We start from the raw sequence: 17,902 nt of genomic DNA, 5'->3' as shown, positions 1-17,902 counted from the left end.
CGCACTGCTGCGCGGCGGCGGCGAGCGCCCGCCGCGTGAACCAGCCTCTTGCATTTCCGCCGCCGTTGCGTAATATCCCGCGCTCTTTCGGATTTTCGGAGCAAGCCATGGCACGCCGCTGCGACATCTGTGGGAAGGGCCCGCTCGTCGGGAACAACGTCTCCCACGCGAACAACAAGACGAAGACCCGCTCGATGCCCAACCTCCGCTCGGTCCGGGCGACGGTCGACGGCACCGTGAAGCACGTGCGCGTCTGCACGCGCTGCCTCAAGGCCGGCAAGATCGTGAAGGTCGCCCACGGCGCCTCCCGCGCCGCCGCGCGGGCGTAGCGCGAGGCCGGCCTCGGCCTCCGAGGCGCCTCCCCCGGCCTCGCGCGCGCCACCACGACGCCCGGCGCCGCGCGGTCTCTCCAGTCGTCCGTCCGGTGGGCTGCCGCCCCGAAGCGGTCCGCGCAGCGCGTTGCGCCGCCGCGGGGTGGCGCACCATGGGGGTGCGTGATGGCCAGGGAGAACAGGGCGCTCGCGCCTGCCGAGCTGAGGGACGCGCGCGCGGCGCTGGCCGCAGCGCGTGGGCGCAAGCGGCTCGACGTCATCCTCGACGCGCGCGATCCGCAGGCGCTCGTGCGCGCCCTGCCCGCCGACGAGCTGTACTTCACGATCCGCGACGTGGGCCTCGCCGACGCGGCGTTCATCGTGCAGCTCGCCTCGGCCCAGCAGTTCAAGACCTTCATCGACCTCGACGCCTGGTCGCGGTCGGGGTTCGAGCCGCGCAAGGCGCTGCCGTGGCTCCGCGCCGCGCGCGCCGGGGCGCAGCTCGAGCCGAAGGCCGCCGCCCGCTGGGAGCGGAAGCTCGCCGCGCTCGACCGCGAGGTGCTGTACCTCGTCCTGCGCACGAGCCTGCGCATCCACGACCTCGAGCAGGATCCCGATCCGGAGCTCACGAGCGACCGCTTCATGCGGACGCCCGAGAACAAGTTCGTGATCGAGTTCCTCGTGGACGGCACCGAGTACATGGCGGTGCGCGGCGTCCTCGACGACCTGTACGCCGAGGATCCGTTCGCCGCGACGCGGCTCCTCTCCTCGCTCCGCTGGGACCTCCCGAGCGAGCTCGAGGAGACGGCCCTCCGCTGGCGCGCCGCCCGCCTCGCGGATCTCGGCTACCCGTCCCTCGAGGAGGCCCTCTCGTGGTTCGCGCGCCCGCCGCGGACGCCGGCCGCGGCGCCCGGGCTGGCCGCGCGTCCGCCCGGCTTCTTCCTCGCGACGCTCGCGCAGGCGTCGCTGCTCGACCGCGCGTTCGCCGCGCTCTCGCCCGCGGAGCGCGACGCCGTCGAGCGGCAGATCGTGTCGGCCGCCAACGCCGTCCTCGTCGCCGACGCGGTGGACCCCGGCGACCTCGACGCCGTGCGAGGGGTCTTCCAGGCGGCGCGCGCCTACCTCGAGCTCGGGCTCGAGAAGCTCGCCGGCGGCGACGAGGGCCGCGCGATCGAGGCGCTCGCCGAGACGCCGGTGAAGCGGATCTTCCAGGAGGGGTTCGGGCGCGTGCTCGAGCTGCGCTGGCGCGCCGAGCGGATCCTGTCGGCGGCGGGGGGCCCCGAGCGCTTCCGCTCGCCGCTCTCCGAGATGCTCGCCGCCCTGGTGCACCGGCGGCCTCGGTACTTCCCCGGCATCGAGGCGCCGCCCGAGGAGTGGGGCACCCCGATGGCGGCCGCCTTCGAGCCGCGTCACTTCCGCTCGTCCGAGGACCTCGCCCGCACCGCCGCCGCGCTGGATGCGGCCGAGGCGGAGGCTGCGGGCTGACGGAGCGCGGCGGTCGTGGGGCGGAGCGAAGCGAGCCCGCCGGGGCCGGGGCCGCAGGCCCCGTGTGATCAATCCTCGATGAAGCTCGCCTCGCGGGCCCACGCGAGCGTCTGGTCGATCTGCTCGTCGGAGAGGATGCCGCCGTCGCGCAGGAGCCGCACCTCCGTGCGCATGTCCGTGTCGAGCAGGTACGGGCCGTCGGTGTTGATCGTGAACTTCACCCCGCGCTCCCAGAACCGCCGCAGGATCCCCCCGAGCTCCGCCAGCGACGCGACCGCGCGGGTCGCGAGGTTGGAGCTCGGGCAGATCTCGAGCACGATCCCCCGCTCGCGCAGGAGATCCATCACCCGCTCGTCCTTCGCGGCGCAGATCCCGTGGCCGATCCGCTGGGGCTCGAGCTCCTCCACGACGGCGCGCACCCCCTCGGCGCCCGTCCCGGCGGTCTCCCCGGTGTGCACGGTGGTCTTGAGCCCCGCCGCGCGGGCGCGCGCGAAGAGCTCGCGGTAGCGCTTCACCTCGCGGCCGTCGAGCTCGAGGGCGTTCCGCTCCGTCCCCGCGAGGTCGATCCCGACGACGCCCCGGCGCCGGTACTTGATGGCCTTCTCGACGAGGATCTCGTTGAGGTGCGCGTCGAACTCGCGGGCGAGGCAGAAGATGAGCCCGGCGCGGACGCCGTACTCGAGGAGGGCGCGGTCCATGCCCCGGAGCGCCGCGTGGATGATGTGATCGAGATCGCGCTCGCCGCCGACGTTGCGCTTCATGGGGTTGAAGCGCAGTTCGATGAGCGAGACGCGCGAGGAGCGGTACTCCTTGCCGATGACCTCGTAGACGCTGCGCTCCATCGCCTGCGGCGACGACTGGATCTTCTCCGTCCAGGTGTGCAGGACGGCGAGGTACTCGTCGAGCGACTTCACCTTCCCCGGCCGGGCGGAGACGAGCTCCTTGAACTCCCAGTAGTCGGAGACGGGCAGCTTGAACCCCTGCTCGTGGGCGATCGACCAGAGGACGTGGGGCGCGACCGCCCCGCCGACGTGGATGTGGAGGTCCGCGAGCTCCCTGGGCATGGGGCTCTAATCCTAGGACTGCGACTCGTCCGGCGCGGCGTTCGACGGCGCGCCGAGCCCGAGACCGCACTCCGGGCACTCGGCCTCCTCCCCGCCGCGCACCGCGAACACGTGCCCGCAGGCCGGGCAGGTGAGGTCCCCGTCCTGGTCCAGATCCACGCCCGCCTGGCCCCGGGCCGCGGCCGCCGCGGCCTCGGGATCCTCGAGCAGCTCCGCCCAGTCCCTCCGCAGGAACTCCACCGCGCGCGGGGCCTCGTCCCGCGGCACGTACAGGTTCCAGAGCGGATGGGCGCGCTCCTCGGGGCGCGCCGGCGGGACCTTCTCCATCTCCGGCCCGAGCCCCTCGACCTCGAGGAGCGACATCATCTCGCGCACCGAGGCGTAGCCGGAGCGCGTGACCAGCGCGAGCCCTTCGGCGTCGGCCTCGCACGTGACGCAGTGGCCCGCGTCGTCGAGGGGCGTCGTGCACTTCTCGCACAGCTCTGCCATCGGCGGTTCTCCCGGAGCGCGTCGGCGCGCGACGGGATATTAGCCGGACCCGGTCGCGTTCGCCCCGTGCGCGATCAGCGCCGCGCCGGCCGCGCGGGGTTTCGCGGCGCGTGCTTCGCGACGGCGCGCGAGAGCGATCCCTGGGCCTGCGGCGCGGGCGCCGCCGCGGCGCGCTCGGGCGCGACGACGCGCGGCGGCTCGGCCTGGGTCACGGGCCCCTGCTCGCGGCCGGGGCCGGCCAGCACGGCGAGGGCGAGGAGCGCCGGAGCGAAGAGGAAGCGATACAGGGCCATGGTCGGCCTCCGGGGCGGCGTGCGAGCGGACCGAGGGATGACCCTGACGGTGGGGCGGGCCGGGCTCCGCGCCAAGCGGCCAGGATGGGGGCGCCGCTCCCGGCGGCCTTCGCTATACTGCCGAGCCCTATGATCATCGACGGTAAGCTCATCGCGGCGAAGGTGCGGAGTGAGGTCGCGGAGGCGGTTCGCGCGCTCGTGGCGGTCGGGATCGCCCCCGGCCTCGCGGTGGTGCGGGTCGGCGAAGACCCCGCCTCCGCCATCTACGTGCGCGGAAAGCGCAAGGACTGCGAGGAGGTCGGGATCCGCTCCGTGGAGCACCACCTCCCCGCCACGACGTCGCAGGCCGACCTGCTCGCGCTCGTCGGCCGGCTCAACGCCGACCCGACCATCCACGGCATCCTGGTCCAGCTCCCCCTCCCCAAGCACCTCGACGAGCGCACCGTCCTCGACGCGATCGATCCCCGCAAGGACGCGGACGGCTTCCACCCGTTCAACGTCGGCGCGCTCTCGATCGGCATCCCCGGCACGCCGCGCCCGTGCACCCCCGCCGGCGTGATGCGGCTCCTCGAGGAGGCCAAGGTGGACCCGAAGGGCAAGCGCGCCCTCGTCGTCGGCCGCTCCAACATCGTCGGCAAGCCCATGGCCGCGATGCTGCTCGAGAAGCACGCCACGGTGACGATCGCCCACTCGCGCACGCAGGATCTCGCCGGCGAGGTCGCCCGCGCCGACATCCTCGTCGCGGCCATCGGCAAGGCCGAGCTCGTCCGGGGTGACTGGGTCCGCGAGGGCGCGGTCGTGATCGACGTCGGCATGAACCGGCTCGAGGACGGGCGGCTCGTGGGCGACGTGGAGTACGCGGGGGCCGCGCGGCGCGCCTCCGCGATCACGCCCGTGCCGGGCGGCGTCGGGCCGATGACCCGCGCCATGCTGCTCGTCAACACGATCGACCTCGCGAGGGCGCGCGCGCGGTGATCCGGGCCCGGCTCGCCGCGGCGCTCGTCGCGCTCACGCTCGCGGCCGGCGGCTGCGGATCGAGCCCGACGTTCACCGTCCGCTCCGAGCGCGCGCGCCGGCCGGGGCCCGCCCCCGAGCTCGCCGGACCGTTCCTGCGCGTCCTCCACCTCGCCGACTTCGGGGACGGGACCGACCAGCAGCGCGAGGTCGCCCGCGCCGTGTCCTCGGCCCACCGGAGGTCGCCCTTCGCGCTCGCCCTCTTCCCGGGCGACGACGTCTACCCGTGCGGCCCGAGCACGACCGTGCCCGGGGCGTCCGCCTGCGCCTTCGGCGCCGACGGCAACACCCTCGCCCCCGGCTTCGCGGCGCCCGCGGACCCCGGGTTCGCTCGCCACGAGGGGCCGCTCTCGACCCTCGCCGGCACGCCGGCGGCGGAGGTCTACCTCGCGCTCGGCAACCACGACGTGGCGTCCGGCGGGAGCTGCAGCCAGGGCGGGGACCCCGTCGCCGAGGGTCGGCTCAAGGCCTGCCTCGAGGTCGCGCACCGGTCGCCGCTCTGGCAGATGCCGGCGCGGCACTACGCGCTCGATCGCGGCGCGGCCCGCTTCCTCGTGGTCGACACGAACCTCGTGAAGGGCGCGTACGGCGGGTTCGCGCTCGACGACGAGGTCGCCTTCGTGCGCGAGGAGGCGCCCGGCTGCCGGGCCGACGCCTGCGACGCGGAGCCCGGCGGCTGCGACAAGCCCTGGTGCTTCCTCGTCGGCCACCACCCGCCGGTCGCCGCCGGCGGGCACCGCACCGACGCGACGCCCGACTACCTCGCGCGGATGGACCGGCTCCTCGCCGCGGGCGGGGGACGCGTCCGCGCCTTCCTCGCCGGGCACGATCACGATCTCCAGCACCTCCGCGCGCCGAGCGGCCTCGACGTGCTCGTCTCGGGGAACGGAGCGCGGGGCCGCCCGTCGGAGCGGTTCGACACCGCGTCGGTCCCGGGCACCGAGGTGATCTTCGCGTCGGTGCGGTGGGGGTTCGGCGTGCTCGAGGTCGCGCGGGCGGGCTGGCGCTACCGCTTCGAGGACGACGGCGGCGCACCGCTCTACTGCTGCGCGGCCGTGGGCGCGGGACGCTGCGAGCCCGTCGCCTGCCCCTGATACGCCTCGAGTGCGAGCGCCGCGAGCGCGCCCGTTCCGGGGGGCGCGGGGCGCCTCCGCCATTCCTGCCTTGCGGACCCTTCGCGGGAGCGGTAGTCCAAGGGCGCGTCCCCGCGAGATCTTCCGCCGGTCCCGGCGCGCTTGACCCGACAGTCGACCCCGATAGAATCCGCCCGCCCTTCCGGTCCCCGAGGCGCCCCATGGCCCAGCGAACGCCCCTCTTCGAAACGCATGTCCGTTCCGGCGCGCGGATGGTGGACTTCGCCGGCTGGGAGATGCCCGTCCAGTACGCCGGCATCCTGGAGGAGCACGAGGCGGTCCGCACGCGCGTCGGCCTGTTCGACGTGTCGCACATGGGCGAGGTCGTGTTCCGCGGCCCGCGCGCCCTCGAGGCGCTGAACCGGCTCTTCACGAACGACCTCTCGAAGGTCGCGGACGGCCAGGCGCAGTACGGCTGCCTCTGCCGCGAGTCCGGCGGGATCGTCGACGACGTGGTCGTGTACCGCCGCGCGGCCGACGACCTGCTCGTGTGCGTGAACGCGGGCAACCGGCAGAAGGACTTCGACTGGCTGTCCGGCCACCCGGGCGGAGCGGACGTGAAGAACGAGTCCGACGACTGGGCCCAGCTCGCGCTGCAGGGGCCGCGCGCCGCGCAGCTCCTCCAGCGGCTCACGCCGCTCGATCTCATGCCCATCCGCTCCTACCGCTTCGCCCAGGGCGAGGTCGCGGGCGTGCCCTGCCTCGTCGCGCGCACGGGCTACACCGGCGAGGACGGCTTCGAGCTCTTCTGCCCCCCCGCCGCCGCGCCGCGCCTGTGGGACGCGCTCCTCGACGCAGGCCAGGCCGAGGGCATCCAGCCGTGCGGCCTCGGCGCGCGCGACTCGCTCCGGCTCGAGATGGCCTACCGGCTCTACGGCTCGGACATGGACGACGGCACGACGCCGCTCGAGGCCGGCCTGGGCTGGGTGGTGAAGCTCGACAAGGGCGAGTTCATCGGGCGCGACGCGCTCGTCCGCCAGAAGGAGCAGGGCCTCGCGCGGAAGCTCGTCGGCTTCGTGCTGACCGACGCGGGGATCGCGCGCCACGGGTATCCGGTGGTGCAGGACGGGCGGAAGGTCGGCGAGGTGACGAGCGGGACGAAGAGCCCGTCGCTCAAGACCTCGATCGGCCTCGCCTACGTCCCGCCGGCGCTCGCCGCGGAGGGCTCGACCTTCGGCGTCGAGATCCGCGGCCGCGCCGCCGCGGCGAAGGTCGTGAAGACGCCGTTCTACACGCGGAAGTGACCGAGGAGAGGGACGCCATGGAAATCCCCGACACCCTGAAGTACACGCGCGAGCACGAGTGGGCCCGGACGAAGGGCACGCAGGTCGTCATCGGGATCACCGACTTCGCCCAGGATCAGCTCGGCGACGTCGTGTTCGTGGAGCTGCCCGACGTCGGGGACACGGTGAAGAAGGGGGAGTCGTTCGGGGTCGTCGAGTCGACCAAGGCCGTCTCCGAGCTCTTCGCCCCGCTCTCCGGCAAGGTCGTCGAGGTCAACGACCCGCTGGCCGACGCGCCCGAGACGATCAACGACGATCCGTACGAGGAGGGCTGGATGATCGTCGTCGAGCCCTCCGATCCGAAGGAGCTCGAGGCGCTCATGGACGCGAAGGCGTACCGCGCGTTCGTCGAGGAGCAGGAGTAGGCGTCCGCCGCCCGGCGGGCGTCGTCACCGAGACATTCGCGGGCGGCCGTCCCGGGACGGGTTCGCGCGCGCCACAGGAGTCCGCGCCTTGCGCTACCACCCGCACACGCCCGAGGACGTCCGGGCGATGCTCGACGCCATCGGGGCGGAGAGCCTCGACGCCCTGTTCCGCTCGATCCCGGAGCGGCTGCGCCTCTCCCGCCCGCTCGACCTGCCGCCCGCGGCGGACGAGGTCACGCTCTTCTCCGAGCTCCGCGCGCTCGCCGCGCGCAACGACACCGCGCACACGCCGTTCGTCGGCGCCGGCTGCTACCCGCACCACGTCCCGCCGGTCGTCGACCAGCTCCTGCTCCGCGGCGAGTTCTTCACCGCCTACACGCCGTACCAGCCGGAGGTCTCGCAGGGCACGCTGCAGGCGCTCTTCGAGTGGCAGACGTTCGTGTGCCTCCTCACCGGCATGGACGTCTCGAACGCCTCCATGTACGACGGCGCGACCGCGATGGCCGAGGCGGCCCTCATGGCCACGCGGGTGACGGGGCGCAGCAAGATCGTGGTCTCGGCCGCGGTCCACCCCGAGTACCGCAAGGTCCTCGCGACCTACCTGCGGTCCACGGGCGACGAGATCGCGACCGTGCCGTTCGGCCCGGACGGACGGACCGACCTCGCCGCGCTCGAGAAGGCGGTGGACGGCGGGACCGCCGCCGTCATCGTGGGCTACCCGAGCTTCCTCGGCGTCGTGGACGCGCTCCCGGAGGCCGCCGCCATCGCGAAGCGGGCCGGCGCGCTCACCATCTCCGTGACCGCCGAGGCGGTCGCGCTGGGCCTCCTCCAGGCGCCGGGCGCGCTCGGCGCCGACGTCGCGGTGGGGACCTTCCAGAGCTTCGGCAACCCGCTCGCCTTCGGCGGCCCTGCGCCGGGCTTCTTCGCGCTGCGCGAGCAGTTCGTCCGGCAGATGCCGGGCCGCGTCTGCGGCGCGACGGTGGACAAGCACGGCCGCCGCGGCTTCGTCCTCACCCTCTCCACGCGCGAGCAGCACATCCGGCGGGAGAAGGCGACCTCCAACATCTGCACGAACTCCGGCCTCAGCGCCCTCGCCGCGACGATCCACCTGTCGCTCCTCGGCAAGAAGGGCCTCACCGAGCTCGCGCGGCTCAACTTCACGCGCGCGCGGCTGCTGAAGGACGCGCTCGGGCGCGCCGGGATCTCCCCGGTGTTCTCCGCGCCGTCGTTCAACGAGCTGGCCTTCGACGTCGGGGACGCCGAGGCGGTGGTGGCGCGCCTCGCGAAGCGCGGCATCGCCGCCGGCGCGCCGCTCGCGCGCTGGTACCCGGAGCTCCGCGGGGCCAAGGGCGCGCTCCTCTGCGTCGCGACCGAGCTGCACACCCCCGAGCTCATCGAGCTCTTCGCGCAGGCGGTGAAGGGATAGCCATGGGAAACCCCACCGGCTGGAAGCCCAGCATGGAGAAGGACGCGAAGGTGACGGCGACGGCGCACGCGGAGGTCGGCGCGGGCGGCGCGACGCGCGGGCTCGTGCACGAGGAGCAGCTCCTGTTCGAGCGCGGCTCGACCGGCCGGAGCGGCGTGTCGCTGCCCGCTGCGGGCGGCGACTTCGACCCGGCCCGCGAGCTCCCGGCCGCGCTGCTGCGCGACGGCGTCGAGGGCATGCCGGAGGTCTCCGAGCTCGAGGTGGTCCGCCACTTCACGCGGATGTCCTCCTGGAACCACGGGATCGACACCGGCTTCTACCCGCTCGGCTCCTGCACCATGAAGTACAACCCGAGGTCGAGCGAGGCGCTCGCGCGCCTGCCGGGCTTCGCCAACGTGCATCCGCTCGCGCCCGCGGAGCTCGCGCAGGGGGCGCTCGAGCTCATGTACCGGCTCGAGCGGGCGCTCTCGGAGATCGCCGGCTTCGACCAGACGACGCTCGTCCCCGCGGCCGGGGCCCAGGGCGAGCTGTGCGGGCTCATGCTCATCCGCGCCTACCACCAGGCGCACGGCAACCCGCGCAAGAAGGTGCTCATCCCCGACACCGCGCACGGGACGAACCCGGCCTCCTCGGCGCTGAACGGCTACGACGTCGTGCAGCTCGCGTCGGGCGCGGACGGCCGGCTCCACCCGGAGACGGTCGCGGCGGCGATGGACGAGGACGTCGCCGCGATCATGATCACGAACCCCAACACGCTCGGGATCTTCGAGAGCAACATCGCGGAGATCGCCGAGATCGTGCACGCCAAGGGCGGCCTGGTGTACGGCGACGGCGCGAACATGAACGCGCTGCTCGGCGTCGCGCGCCCGGGCGACATGGGCTTCGACGTCATGCAGTACAACCTGCACAAGACGTTCGCGACGCCGCACGGCGGGGGCGGCCCGGGCTCCGGGCCCGTCGCGGTCAAGGCGAAGCTCGCGCCCTTCCTTCCCCTGCCCGTCGTCGTGAAGGAGGGCGAGCGGTACCGCCTCCTCGTCGAGCCGAAGGAGCGGCCGCAGACGATCGGGAAGCTCCGCGAGTTCTGGGGCAACTTCGGGATGTTCGTCCGCGCCTGGGCCCTCATCCGCGAGTACGGCCCGGAGGGCGTCGCCGAGACCGGGAAGCTCGCGGTGCTGAACGCCAACTACGTCCGCAAGCTCCTGCAGGGCACCTACAACCTCCCCTACGAGACGGACTCGCTCCACGAGGTGGTCTTCGACGACAAGCTGCAGAAGGTTCACGGCGTCACGACGATGGACGTCGCGAAGCGGCTCATCGACCACGGCTTCCATCCGCCCACGGTCTACTTCCCGCTCGTCGTCTCCGGCGCGCTCATGATCGAGCCGACGGAGACCGAGTCGAAGGAGACGCTCGAGCGCTTCTGCACCGCGATGAAGGCGATCGCCGAGGAGGCGCAGGCGGATCCCGAGGCGGTGAAGGCGGCGCCGACCCGGCCCTTCCGCGCCCGGCTCGACGAGACGCGCGCCGCCCGCAAGCCGATCCTGCGGTGGCGCCCCGGGATGAAGGTGGAGTGACGGCGGGCCGGCACCCCGCGGCCTCGGCCCGGGGTGCCCCGCCCGCGCTCAGTAACCGCGGGCCGCGCGCGAGCGCAGGTACGCCTCGCGGACCGCGGCGTGATCCTCGACGATCCGGTCGTACTCACCGTGGAACAGCTCGGAGGCGACGATGAAGTCGGCCGTCGACCGGTTGCAGGCGGTGGGGATGTTGTAGAGCACGGCGATGCGCAGGAGCGCCTTCACGTCCGGATCGTGGGGCTGCGGCTCGAGCGGATCCCAGAAGAAGATGAGCACGTCGAGCTCGCCGTCGGCGATCTTGGCGCCGACCTGCTGGTCGCCCCCGAGCGGCCCGCTCTTGAAGCGCGTGATCCGGAGATCCGTCGCGGCCTGCACCAGGCCGCCCGTCGTGCCGGTCGCGAACAGCCGGTGCTCCTTCAGCACCTCGCGGTTGTACTTCACCCACTCGAGGAGATCGTCCTTCCGGCTGTCGTGCGCGATGAGCACGACGTTCTTGACGCCTTCCATCTTGACGCGCTGCGGCTGATCCATCGGGGGGATATACCGCATCCGCCGCTCAGGAACATGGCGCGTCGGTGACATGACGGGCGCCCGGGCGAGCGGCCGCCCTCAGGGCCGAGGTGCGTCCGGCAGGGCGAACCTCGGCCGCGCGTCGTCCCAGGCGAGCTCGAAGCGCCACCGGGCGAGCAGGATCCGCCCGTCGGCGCCGACGAGCGCTCGCGGCGGGTTCGGGAAGGGCGAGGCGGCGCGGATCGCGCGCACGACCTCGCGATCGTAGAAGTCGAGGCCAGAGCTCGCCACGAGGCGCACGTCGCGGACGCCGCCCGCCGGCTCGAGCACGATGTCCACCGTCGTGCCGCGGGTCCGCCGGCCGTACCGCTGCGAGGCGGGGTCGCGCGCGTCCCAGGTCCGGTTCGGGTCCCACTCGCGCGCGATCGCACGTTTCACGCGCAGGAAGAACTCCGCGAAGCGGAACCGGCGGGTGTTGAGCCCCGTCGCGTCGCCCTCCTCCACGTCGTGGAGCCGTTCGCCCGGTCCGCCGGCGAGCCGCTCGAACGTGGACGCGGTCGGCAGCAGGCGCGGGTCGTAGGGTCCTGTGCTGCGCGCGCCACCCTCCCCGGCCGCCGCCGCGGGGGCGGCCTCGCGGGCTGCAGAGGCGGCGGAACCCGAGGGAGCTTCTCCGGCGGGCGCAGGCGCGAGCGCCGCCCGCGCGCGCGCGACCGCCTCGCCCGCGTCCGCGGAGCCCTCGCGGCCGGGCACGGGCGTCTCGGCGCTGCCGCCCTCTCCGTTCCGTGGGATCCCCTGGGCGCCCTCCGGGCCCGGGGTGGGCCGCGCGAGCGGGGTGTCCCAGCGCCGCTTCCCCGCCTCGCGAGACTGCACGTCGCGCGGCGCGCTGCCGTCGTGGTCGGAGAGGAACCGCCAGCGCTCTGGCGCGCGCCGATCCGCGGACGGGGGCGCCGCGACGACCTCGCCGCGGGGGTCGGGGCGCTCGTCCACCGCCGGCGGCGGGCGGCGAGCGGGCTCGAGGGGCGTGGGCTGAGCGCGCTCCGCGGACACGAGCCGGTTCGCGCGCCAGCGCGCTGCGGACACCGCGGCCAGCCCGACCCGGGCGACGGCCTCCGCGCGGCGGGAGAGCGCGAACGCGCCCGCGGAGTGGATGGCGGCGAAGACCGCCGCGTTCAGGGCCACCGACGCGACGAGCGCGACGAGGGCGCGCCGCACCGGACGCTCGTGCGCAACGCGCGCAGCGCTGCGGTTCGCTGAGGTGTCCACGCGCCGTGGGAACACGGCGGCGTCGCCATTCCTGCCCGACCCCGCCGGCGCGTGCGACCGCTCCTCGCCCGCGCGCGTGCGCGGCCAGGCGGACGCCCGGTCACTGCTCCGGGCGCTCCCACATCACGAACGGCCGCCGATCGGACGGGTAGAGCGTGAAGGTGAACGGGACGCGGGTGGTCGGCTCGGAGCCGAACAACCCGCCGGGCGGGTTCGGGAACGGCTGGGCCTGCCGCACGGAGGCCATCGCGACGCGGTCGAAGAAGTCGACGTTGGACGACTGGAGCACGGACAGATCGGTCACGTGGCCGGAGCGATCGAGCGTGACGCTCACCACCACCGTCCGCTCCTTGTAGAAGAAGTGCTTGAACTCCGGGTCGCGCTCGCGAACGGCGGCGCGCACGCGCGGGTACCAGTCCGCGCCGATCTCGCGGCGCACCTGGTTGAAGAACGTGGCGTACTTGAACTCGCGGGTGTTGAGGGCGGTGACGTCGCCTTCCTCCGCCTCGCGGAACCCGTCCATGTTGGGCCCGCCCGCGAGCCGCGCGAGCGTGTCCTGCCCGAGCGACAGGTCGGGACGCTTCGGCCCCTGCAGCCGATCGGAGCCGTCCCCCGGCGCGCCCGGCAGCGCAGGCGAGGGCGCCCCCTGCTCGACGCGCTCCCTCCGCTGCTGCTCATGGAGCGGGGTCTCGCCTCCCGCGCTCGGCGCGAGGGCGAGCTTCTCCTGCGCCTGCTCGGGCTTCTGCTCCTGCTGCGGCATGCGCAGGCGATCCGCGCCCGTGCCTCGCTGGCCGGGCGCGCCCTCCTTCGCCTCGGTCTTTCGCTCCGCCTTGCCGCCCTCGCCCGACGCCTGGCGCCCCGGCGACGCAGGGGACGGCTGCGACCGCAGGTTCTGCGAATTGCCCGCGTAGCGCGAGACCGTCTCCTTCTCGACCCGCCGGTTCCGCTCGGACAGGAAGCGGCTGTCCTTGGGCGCCGCGTCCTCGCCCGGTGCGTCCGGGGCGAGCTCGACCACCTTGCCCGCCGCGCGCTGCTCCTCCGGGGGCGGCACGGGAGGCGCTTGCGGCGCGGGGGCCGCGCTGGGAGGCGGCGGAGGGCGGTTGCCGATGGCGCGGTTCGCGTCCCACTGCGACTGGGAGAGGTGCGTGAGCGCCACGGGTCGCGCCGGCCCCGGCGCGCGGAACGCGAACGCGCCGGCGGAGAGGAGCGCCCAGAGGAGCCCCGCGTTCGCGCCCAGCGAGAGCGCGATGGCGAGGAGCGTCCGGACCCCGAGACGGTCGCGGCGGATGCGTCGCCGGAGGCGTGTGCGGGACGGGGCCATGAGTTCCCGGGAGAATGTAACAGAGCACCTCTCCTTTTCCTCCCGCTCGCGTGCGTCCGTGCCGCCGGCTCCGTGGTTGACCTCCCGGCCGCGGGCCGGTAAACAGCGCGCGCCGATGCGCGCCGAGCGAGACATGCGGCCGTCGCCGGCCCGGCCTCCCGTCTGGGTACGGCGCGCGCTCCTCGCGGCGCTCGCCGCGCTGCTCGCCCTCTATGCGACCGTGCAGGGGGTCGTCCGGCTGCCAGCGGTGGACCGCTGGCTGCGCGAGCGCATCGGCGCGGAGCTGCGCGCGCGTCTCGGGACGGAGGTCACCGTCGCGCCCGGCGTGGCGATCGACCCGCTCTTCCGGGCGACCTTCGGCCCCGTCACCCTCCCCGGCGCGAGCCCGCGCGAGCCGCTCGTCCGGATCGAGCGCATCGCCGCGCGTCCGAGCCTCCTCGGGCTGCTGCGAGGCCGGCTGGAGCCCGCCTCCATCGCGCTCTCCGGCGTCCGGGTCTCCGTCGGTCCGCGCGGGCGCGCGCTCCGCGCGCTCCTCGAGCGGCGGCAGCGTCCGGGAACGGCCGAGCCAGCCCCGCCCGCCGCGCCGCGCCCGCGCCCCTCGGCGCGGTCGGCGCTCCCGTCCGTCCACGTGCGCGGGCTCGTCGTGGTGCTCCCCCTCGAGCGCGGTCAGGTGGAGCTGGGCCCGGTGGACGCCGAGCTCGGCGGCGCGCGCGACGCCGCCGGCGCGTCGTTCACGCTCGCGCTGCGCCTGCCCGGCGGCGGCACCGGCCAGGTCACCGCGCAGACCACCGCCGACGACCGCTGGCGCGCCCACGTCCGGCTCGGACACCTCTCGCCGGCGCTCCTCCCGCCCGCGCTGCGCGCCGGCCCCGCGACCTTGAGCGACGGCGCCGTGGCGCTCGAGCTCGACGCCGAGTCGGACGAGGGCTTCTCGCACGTCGAGGCACGGCTGCGCGCCTCGGGTGAGCGGCTGTTCGCGTCCGGCGAGCGGGTCGGGGACGAGCCGCTCGGCCCGTTCCGGCTCGGCGCAGAGGGGACCGTCACCTGGGACGCAGCGGAGCGTCGGGTCGCGTTCCGGGACGGCGTCCTCTCGCTCGGCGCCGACCTGCGCGTCGGCGTGACGGCCGAGGCCCGGCTCGGCTCGGGGGTGCCGTTCACGGCCTCGCTGCACGCGGATCGCGCCGACTGGACCGCCTTCGTCGAGGCGCTGCCACCGGGTCTCGCCCCGCCTCCCGAGGCGCCGCGCGCGCGCGGCACGTTCGACGCGCACCTCGACGTCTCCGGCCCGCTCCTCGCTCCCGCCGCCTGGACCGTCGGGGCCGGGCTCGACCTCACGCGGATGCGCGAGGCCTCGCGCAAGGGAGAGCCCGTCGCGCTGCGCCGCCCCTTCCCCTACCAGCCGGTGAACGGCGAGGGAGAGCGCGCCCGCGCGTTCGAGATCGGCCCGCGCACCCCGACCTTCGTCCCGATCGCGGACCTCCCCGAGCACGTCATCCGGGCGGTCACCACGAGCGAGGACGGGGGCTTCTTCGGCCACCCCGGCTTCGACTTCGCCGAGCTGGCCGACGCGTTCGCGCGCGGCGCCGAGGAGGGACGCGTCGTCCGGGGCGGCTCGACCATCACGCAGCAGCTCGCGAAGAACCTCTACCTCTCGCGGGAGAAGACGCTCGCGCGCAAGATCCGCGAGGCGGCCATCACGGTCGCGCTCGAGGCGACCGTCCCGAAGGCGCGCCTCCTCGAGATCTACCTGAACCTCGTCGAGTGGGGGCCGGGCGTGTACGGCATCGGGGCGGCCGCGCAGCACTGGTTCGGCAAGGACGCCCGCGCGCTCACCGCGAAGGAGGCCGCGTTCCTCGCCTCCATCATCCCGAACCCGATCCGCTACCACGGCATGCGCGCCCGGGGCAGCCCGAGCGACGCGTGGGAGCAGCGGGTCGAGGACATCCTGCACAAGATGACCGAGCAGGGCGCGCTCTCGGACGAGGACCTGCTCCGAGCGCTGTCCGAGCCGATCGTCTTCCGCGAGGGCTGACGCGCCGCCCGCCCGGCGCGCGCCACCGCGCGACGGGCTCGCGCCCTGCGGCGCGCGGCCCGATCAGGCGCCCACGCCGCGGAGCGTCCCCGCGCCGCGCTGCCCGCCCGTTCGTCTCCGGGCCCGGTAGCGCTCCCACGCGAGCGAGATGGCCCACGTGACCGCGACCATCGCGACGATGCCGAAGACGGTCGCGGGGAAGGAGAGCGCGCGCTTCACCCGCCACGCGAGCGCGCCGTACGTGAGCTCGACCGAGACGATGTACCCGACGAGCGACTGCCGCCCGAGCAGGGTCAGCCAGCCCAGCCCGCGCTCCGCCGCGTCCGGCAGGAGCTGGAGCGCGCCGGTGAGGGCGAGGCACACCGCGAGCCGCATGGCGAACCACGAGGGCGAGGTCCGCCAGAACTGCTGGTACGCGTAGACGGGGGCCCAGCGGTCCGCCCACCACCCGAGCGCGAAGAGCGCCGCGCCGAGCCCGAGCCAGAGCACCGGCCGCTTGTCACCGCGCGCGAGCGGCGCGGCGGCGGCGCCCGCGAGGAGGAAGCCCGCCCAGTTGAACAGGTGAAAGTTCGCGCGCGGCCAGCTTCCGTAGAGGTACGCGAAGAGGACGTCCACGAGCCGGCTCGGCGCCTGCCGCGCGGCCGGGTCCGCCGCGGCCGCAGCCGAGGGGAGATCGTAGTGGCGCAGCACCTCGGCGACGACGGGCGTGGCCAGCGCGATCGCGAGCGCCGCTGCGCCGGCCAGGAGCGCGCCCACCCGGGCCGATCTGCCGACGGAGAGGAGGGCCGAGAGGAGGAGCCCGACCGCGATGACGTTCAGGACGTCCACGCGCAGGAGATCCGTCCAGCCCCCCTCGCGCCGCCAGGCTCCGCCGACGACCAGCTCGACGGCGCGGAACCCGTACGCGACCCCGAGCAGCCAGAGCGCACGCCGGACCGCGGAGGCGCGGCGGGCGGCGGGGGCGATCCCCTTCCGCACGGCGGCGGCGTCCGCCAGGGCCTGCGAGAGACCCGCCATGTACAGGAAGCCGGGGGCGGCGAAGCCGCCGAGCATGCGGAGCGCGTGGTACGCGGCGCCGCTGCGCGCGTCGGGCGCGAGCCAGGCGTCGAGCACGTGCACCTCGACCATGAACAGCACGGCGAGGCCGCGCTGCCAGTCGAGCCAGAGCTTGCGTCGGGAGGGCGTCATCGGGCACCGCGCGGCGCGGCGCCGCCGCGCCGGTCACTTGTCGCGGTAGGTGATGCGTCCGCGCGTGAGGTCGTACGGCGACAGCTCGAGCTTGACCCGGTCGCCCGGGATGATGCGGATGTGGAACTTCTTCATCTTCCCCGAGGCGTACGCGAGCACGGTCGGGCCCTGGTCCACCTTGACGCGATACATGCCGCCGGCGAGGGCCTCCTCGACCGTCCCCTGCACCTCGATGCCGGCTTCCTTCTCGCTCATTCAGTCCCTTCTCGTTCGTTGCCGCGGCCCGCGCCAGAAGCGCGAGCGGCCCCGGTGACCCGAGGCCGCTCGATCGTCGCAGGAGGCCCGGTCTTACTGCCTCCGGACGTTGGCTGCCTGAAGCCCCTTGGGGCCCTGGGTCACGTCGAACTCGACGCGCTCACCCTCCTTCAGGGTGCGAAACCCGTCCATCTCGATGGCGCTGTGGTGGACGAAGACGTCCTCCCCGCCCTCCTGCGAGATGAACCCGTAGCCCTTCGCGTCGTTGAACCACTTCACGGTGCCGATCGCCATCGCTTCTCTTCCTTCGTCCTGTCACCGGACCGACCGTCGGTCCGGGCGGCAGGGTGGCGCGGACCCCCCAGCCTGGGCGCGAAATATCCCCGAAACACCCGCGAATCGTCAAGCGAACGCGCTCCGGATCCGCCGCCAGGAAGTGGACTCTGGAGGTCCCGGGGCGGAGGGGCCGCCCTTCACTGCGAGAGCGCGCCCAGCAGCGCCGTGGCCCGCTCCCCCACCTCGACGTCGCTGGCGACCGCGCGCAGCTCCGCGCACGCCTCCGCCCTGTCGGCACCCGGCGTCGCGAGCAGGCTCTCGGCGCGCGTCAGCCGGACGAACGGATCGGCCGGGGCGAGCTTCGTCGCCACCTCGGCGCAGAACCGCGCGGCGAGCGGCTGGCCGAGGCGCCTGTGCGCCTGGGAGAGGAGCGCCCACGCGCCGGCGTCCTCGTGGTTCGTGACGACGAGCCCTTCGAGGATCGCGCGCGCGGTCTCCACCCGTCCCGCCTCGAGCTCCGCCTCCGCGAGGCAGGCGATGGCGTCGCCGACGTCCGGCGGGATCCCCTGCAGCTCCGCGAGCGTCCCCTGCTCCGTTCCCTCGATGACGTTCATGGCGCG

The 17,902-nt window shown here is 74.4% G+C and carries 19 protein-coding genes; 9 read left to right on the top strand and 10 right to left on the bottom strand.

Translation table 11 applies throughout. The features are described 5' to 3' along the window. Window positions 1-107: 107 nt before the first annotated feature. Both rpmB and MNZ29_RS07750 read left to right on the top strand, forming a co-directional pair. Window positions 108-329, top strand: a complete 222-nt coding sequence (rpmB, locus tag MNZ29_RS07755; RefSeq protein WP_242336499.1) for a 50S ribosomal protein L28 — start codon at window positions 108-110, stop codon at window positions 327-329. Between the two features lie 168 nt (window positions 330-497). Then, complete coding sequence (locus MNZ29_RS07750; protein WP_242336502.1) at window positions 498-1,796, top strand: DUF6178 family protein; 1,299 nt, start codon at window positions 498-500, stop codon at window positions 1,794-1,796. Window positions 1,797-1,864: 68 nt separating this feature from the next. Here MNZ29_RS07750 and add read toward each other — a convergent pair whose 3' ends face one another. The 3 genes from add to MNZ29_RS07735 all read right to left on the bottom strand — a co-directional run bounded on the left by add (window position 1,865) and on the right by MNZ29_RS07735 (window position 3,642). Continuing rightward, on the bottom strand, window positions 1,865-2,860 hold the full coding sequence (gene add / locus MNZ29_RS07745) for an adenosine deaminase (RefSeq protein ID WP_242336505.1): 996 nt from the start codon (window positions 2,858-2,860) through the stop codon (window positions 1,865-1,867). A gap of 12 nt (window positions 2,861-2,872) precedes the next feature. Beyond that, window positions 2,873-3,349 (bottom strand): hypothetical protein, encoded by a 477-nt coding sequence (locus tag MNZ29_RS07740; protein WP_242336507.1) that lies wholly within the window; start codon window positions 3,347-3,349, stop codon window positions 2,873-2,875. A gap of 74 nt (window positions 3,350-3,423) precedes the next feature. Beyond that, window positions 3,424-3,642: a hypothetical protein gene (locus tag MNZ29_RS07735; protein ID WP_242336510.1), complete on the bottom strand. Its 219-nt coding sequence runs from the start codon at window positions 3,640-3,642 to the stop codon at window positions 3,424-3,426. Window positions 3,643-3,771: 129 nt separating this feature from the next. Here MNZ29_RS07735 and folD point away from each other — a divergent pair, with 129 nt between their 5' ends. From folD to gcvPB, 6 genes are all read left to right on the top strand, one after another. Then, the gene (gene folD, locus MNZ29_RS07730) at window positions 3,772-4,617 is read left to right on the top strand and encodes a bifunctional methylenetetrahydrofolate dehydrogenase/methenyltetrahydrofolate cyclohydrolase FolD (protein WP_242336513.1); all 846 of its coding nucleotides are present in this window, start codon (window positions 3,772-3,774) and stop codon (window positions 4,615-4,617) included. Continuing rightward, window positions 4,614-5,750, top strand: a complete 1,137-nt coding sequence (locus tag MNZ29_RS07725) for a metallophosphoesterase (RefSeq protein ID WP_242336516.1) — start codon at window positions 4,614-4,616, stop codon at window positions 5,748-5,750. The genes folD and MNZ29_RS07725 overlap by 4 nt, the downstream gene beginning before the upstream one ends. A 200-nt stretch (window positions 5,751-5,950) precedes the next feature. Next, window positions 5,951-7,033, top strand: a complete 1,083-nt coding sequence (gcvT, locus tag MNZ29_RS07720) for a glycine cleavage system aminomethyltransferase GcvT (RefSeq protein WP_242336519.1) — start codon at window positions 5,951-5,953, stop codon at window positions 7,031-7,033. Window positions 7,034-7,050: 17 nt separating this feature from the next. Further along, window positions 7,051-7,437: a glycine cleavage system protein GcvH gene (gene gcvH, locus MNZ29_RS07715; protein WP_242336522.1), complete on the top strand. Its 387-nt coding sequence runs from the start codon at window positions 7,051-7,053 to the stop codon at window positions 7,435-7,437. A gap of 88 nt (window positions 7,438-7,525) precedes the next feature. After that, window positions 7,526-8,863, top strand: a complete 1,338-nt coding sequence (gene gcvPA, locus MNZ29_RS07710; protein WP_242354600.1) for an aminomethyl-transferring glycine dehydrogenase subunit GcvPA — start codon at window positions 7,526-7,528, stop codon at window positions 8,861-8,863. A gap of 2 nt (window positions 8,864-8,865) precedes the next feature. Continuing rightward, window positions 8,866-10,437: an aminomethyl-transferring glycine dehydrogenase subunit GcvPB gene (gcvPB, locus tag MNZ29_RS07705; protein ID WP_242336528.1), complete on the top strand. Its 1,572-nt coding sequence runs from the start codon at window positions 8,866-8,868 to the stop codon at window positions 10,435-10,437. 48 nt (window positions 10,438-10,485) lie between these two features. Here the strand turns inward: gcvPB and MNZ29_RS07700 are convergent, their stop codons facing one another. From MNZ29_RS07700 to MNZ29_RS07690, 3 genes are all read right to left on the bottom strand, one after another. After that, window positions 10,486-10,968, bottom strand: coding sequence for a methylglyoxal synthase (locus tag MNZ29_RS07700; RefSeq protein ID WP_242336531.1), 483 nt, complete (start codon window positions 10,966-10,968; stop codon window positions 10,486-10,488). Window positions 10,969-11,046: 78 nt separating this feature from the next. Then, complete coding sequence (locus MNZ29_RS24895) at window positions 11,047-12,159, bottom strand: TonB family protein (protein ID WP_242354584.1); 1,113 nt, start codon at window positions 12,157-12,159, stop codon at window positions 11,047-11,049. A gap of 151 nt (window positions 12,160-12,310) precedes the next feature. Beyond that, the gene (locus tag MNZ29_RS07690; RefSeq protein ID WP_242336537.1) at window positions 12,311-13,531 is read right to left on the bottom strand and encodes an energy transducer TonB; all 1,221 of its coding nucleotides are present in this window, start codon (window positions 13,529-13,531) and stop codon (window positions 12,311-12,313) included. Between the two features lie 133 nt (window positions 13,532-13,664). Here MNZ29_RS07690 and MNZ29_RS07685 point away from each other — a divergent pair, with 133 nt between their 5' ends. Then, complete coding sequence (locus MNZ29_RS07685; protein WP_242336540.1) at window positions 13,665-15,563, top strand: transglycosylase domain-containing protein; 1,899 nt, start codon at window positions 13,665-13,667, stop codon at window positions 15,561-15,563. A 63-nt stretch (window positions 15,564-15,626) separates the two neighbouring features. Here the strand turns inward: MNZ29_RS07685 and MNZ29_RS07680 are convergent, their stop codons facing one another. From MNZ29_RS07680 to MNZ29_RS07665, 4 genes are all read right to left on the bottom strand, one after another. Further along, window positions 15,627-16,751 carry a heparan-alpha-glucosaminide N-acetyltransferase domain-containing protein gene (locus tag MNZ29_RS07680; protein ID WP_242336542.1) on the bottom strand — a complete coding sequence of 375 codons (1,125 nt, stop codon included), beginning with the start codon at window positions 16,749-16,751 and terminating at the stop codon, window positions 15,627-15,629. A gap of 33 nt (window positions 16,752-16,784) precedes the next feature. Then, the gene (gene infA / locus MNZ29_RS07675) at window positions 16,785-17,006 is read right to left on the bottom strand and encodes a translation initiation factor IF-1 (RefSeq protein WP_012097326.1); all 222 of its coding nucleotides are present in this window, start codon (window positions 17,004-17,006) and stop codon (window positions 16,785-16,787) included. A 93-nt stretch (window positions 17,007-17,099) separates the two neighbouring features. Beyond that, complete coding sequence (locus MNZ29_RS07670; protein ID WP_242336545.1) at window positions 17,100-17,300, bottom strand: cold-shock protein; 201 nt, start codon at window positions 17,298-17,300, stop codon at window positions 17,100-17,102. A gap of 179 nt (window positions 17,301-17,479) precedes the next feature. Next, on the bottom strand, window positions 17,480-17,896 hold the full coding sequence (locus MNZ29_RS07665; RefSeq protein WP_242336546.1) for a hypothetical protein: 417 nt from the start codon (window positions 17,894-17,896) through the stop codon (window positions 17,480-17,482). Window positions 17,897-17,902 lie beyond the last annotated feature (6 nt).

The organism is Anaeromyxobacter sp. SG64, assembly GCF_022690745.1.
In the GTDB taxonomy this organism is placed as follows: Bacteria; Myxococcota; Myxococcia; order Myxococcales; family Anaeromyxobacteraceae; genus Anaeromyxobacter; species Anaeromyxobacter soli.
This window is presented reverse-complemented; position numbering and strand designations above follow the sequence as displayed.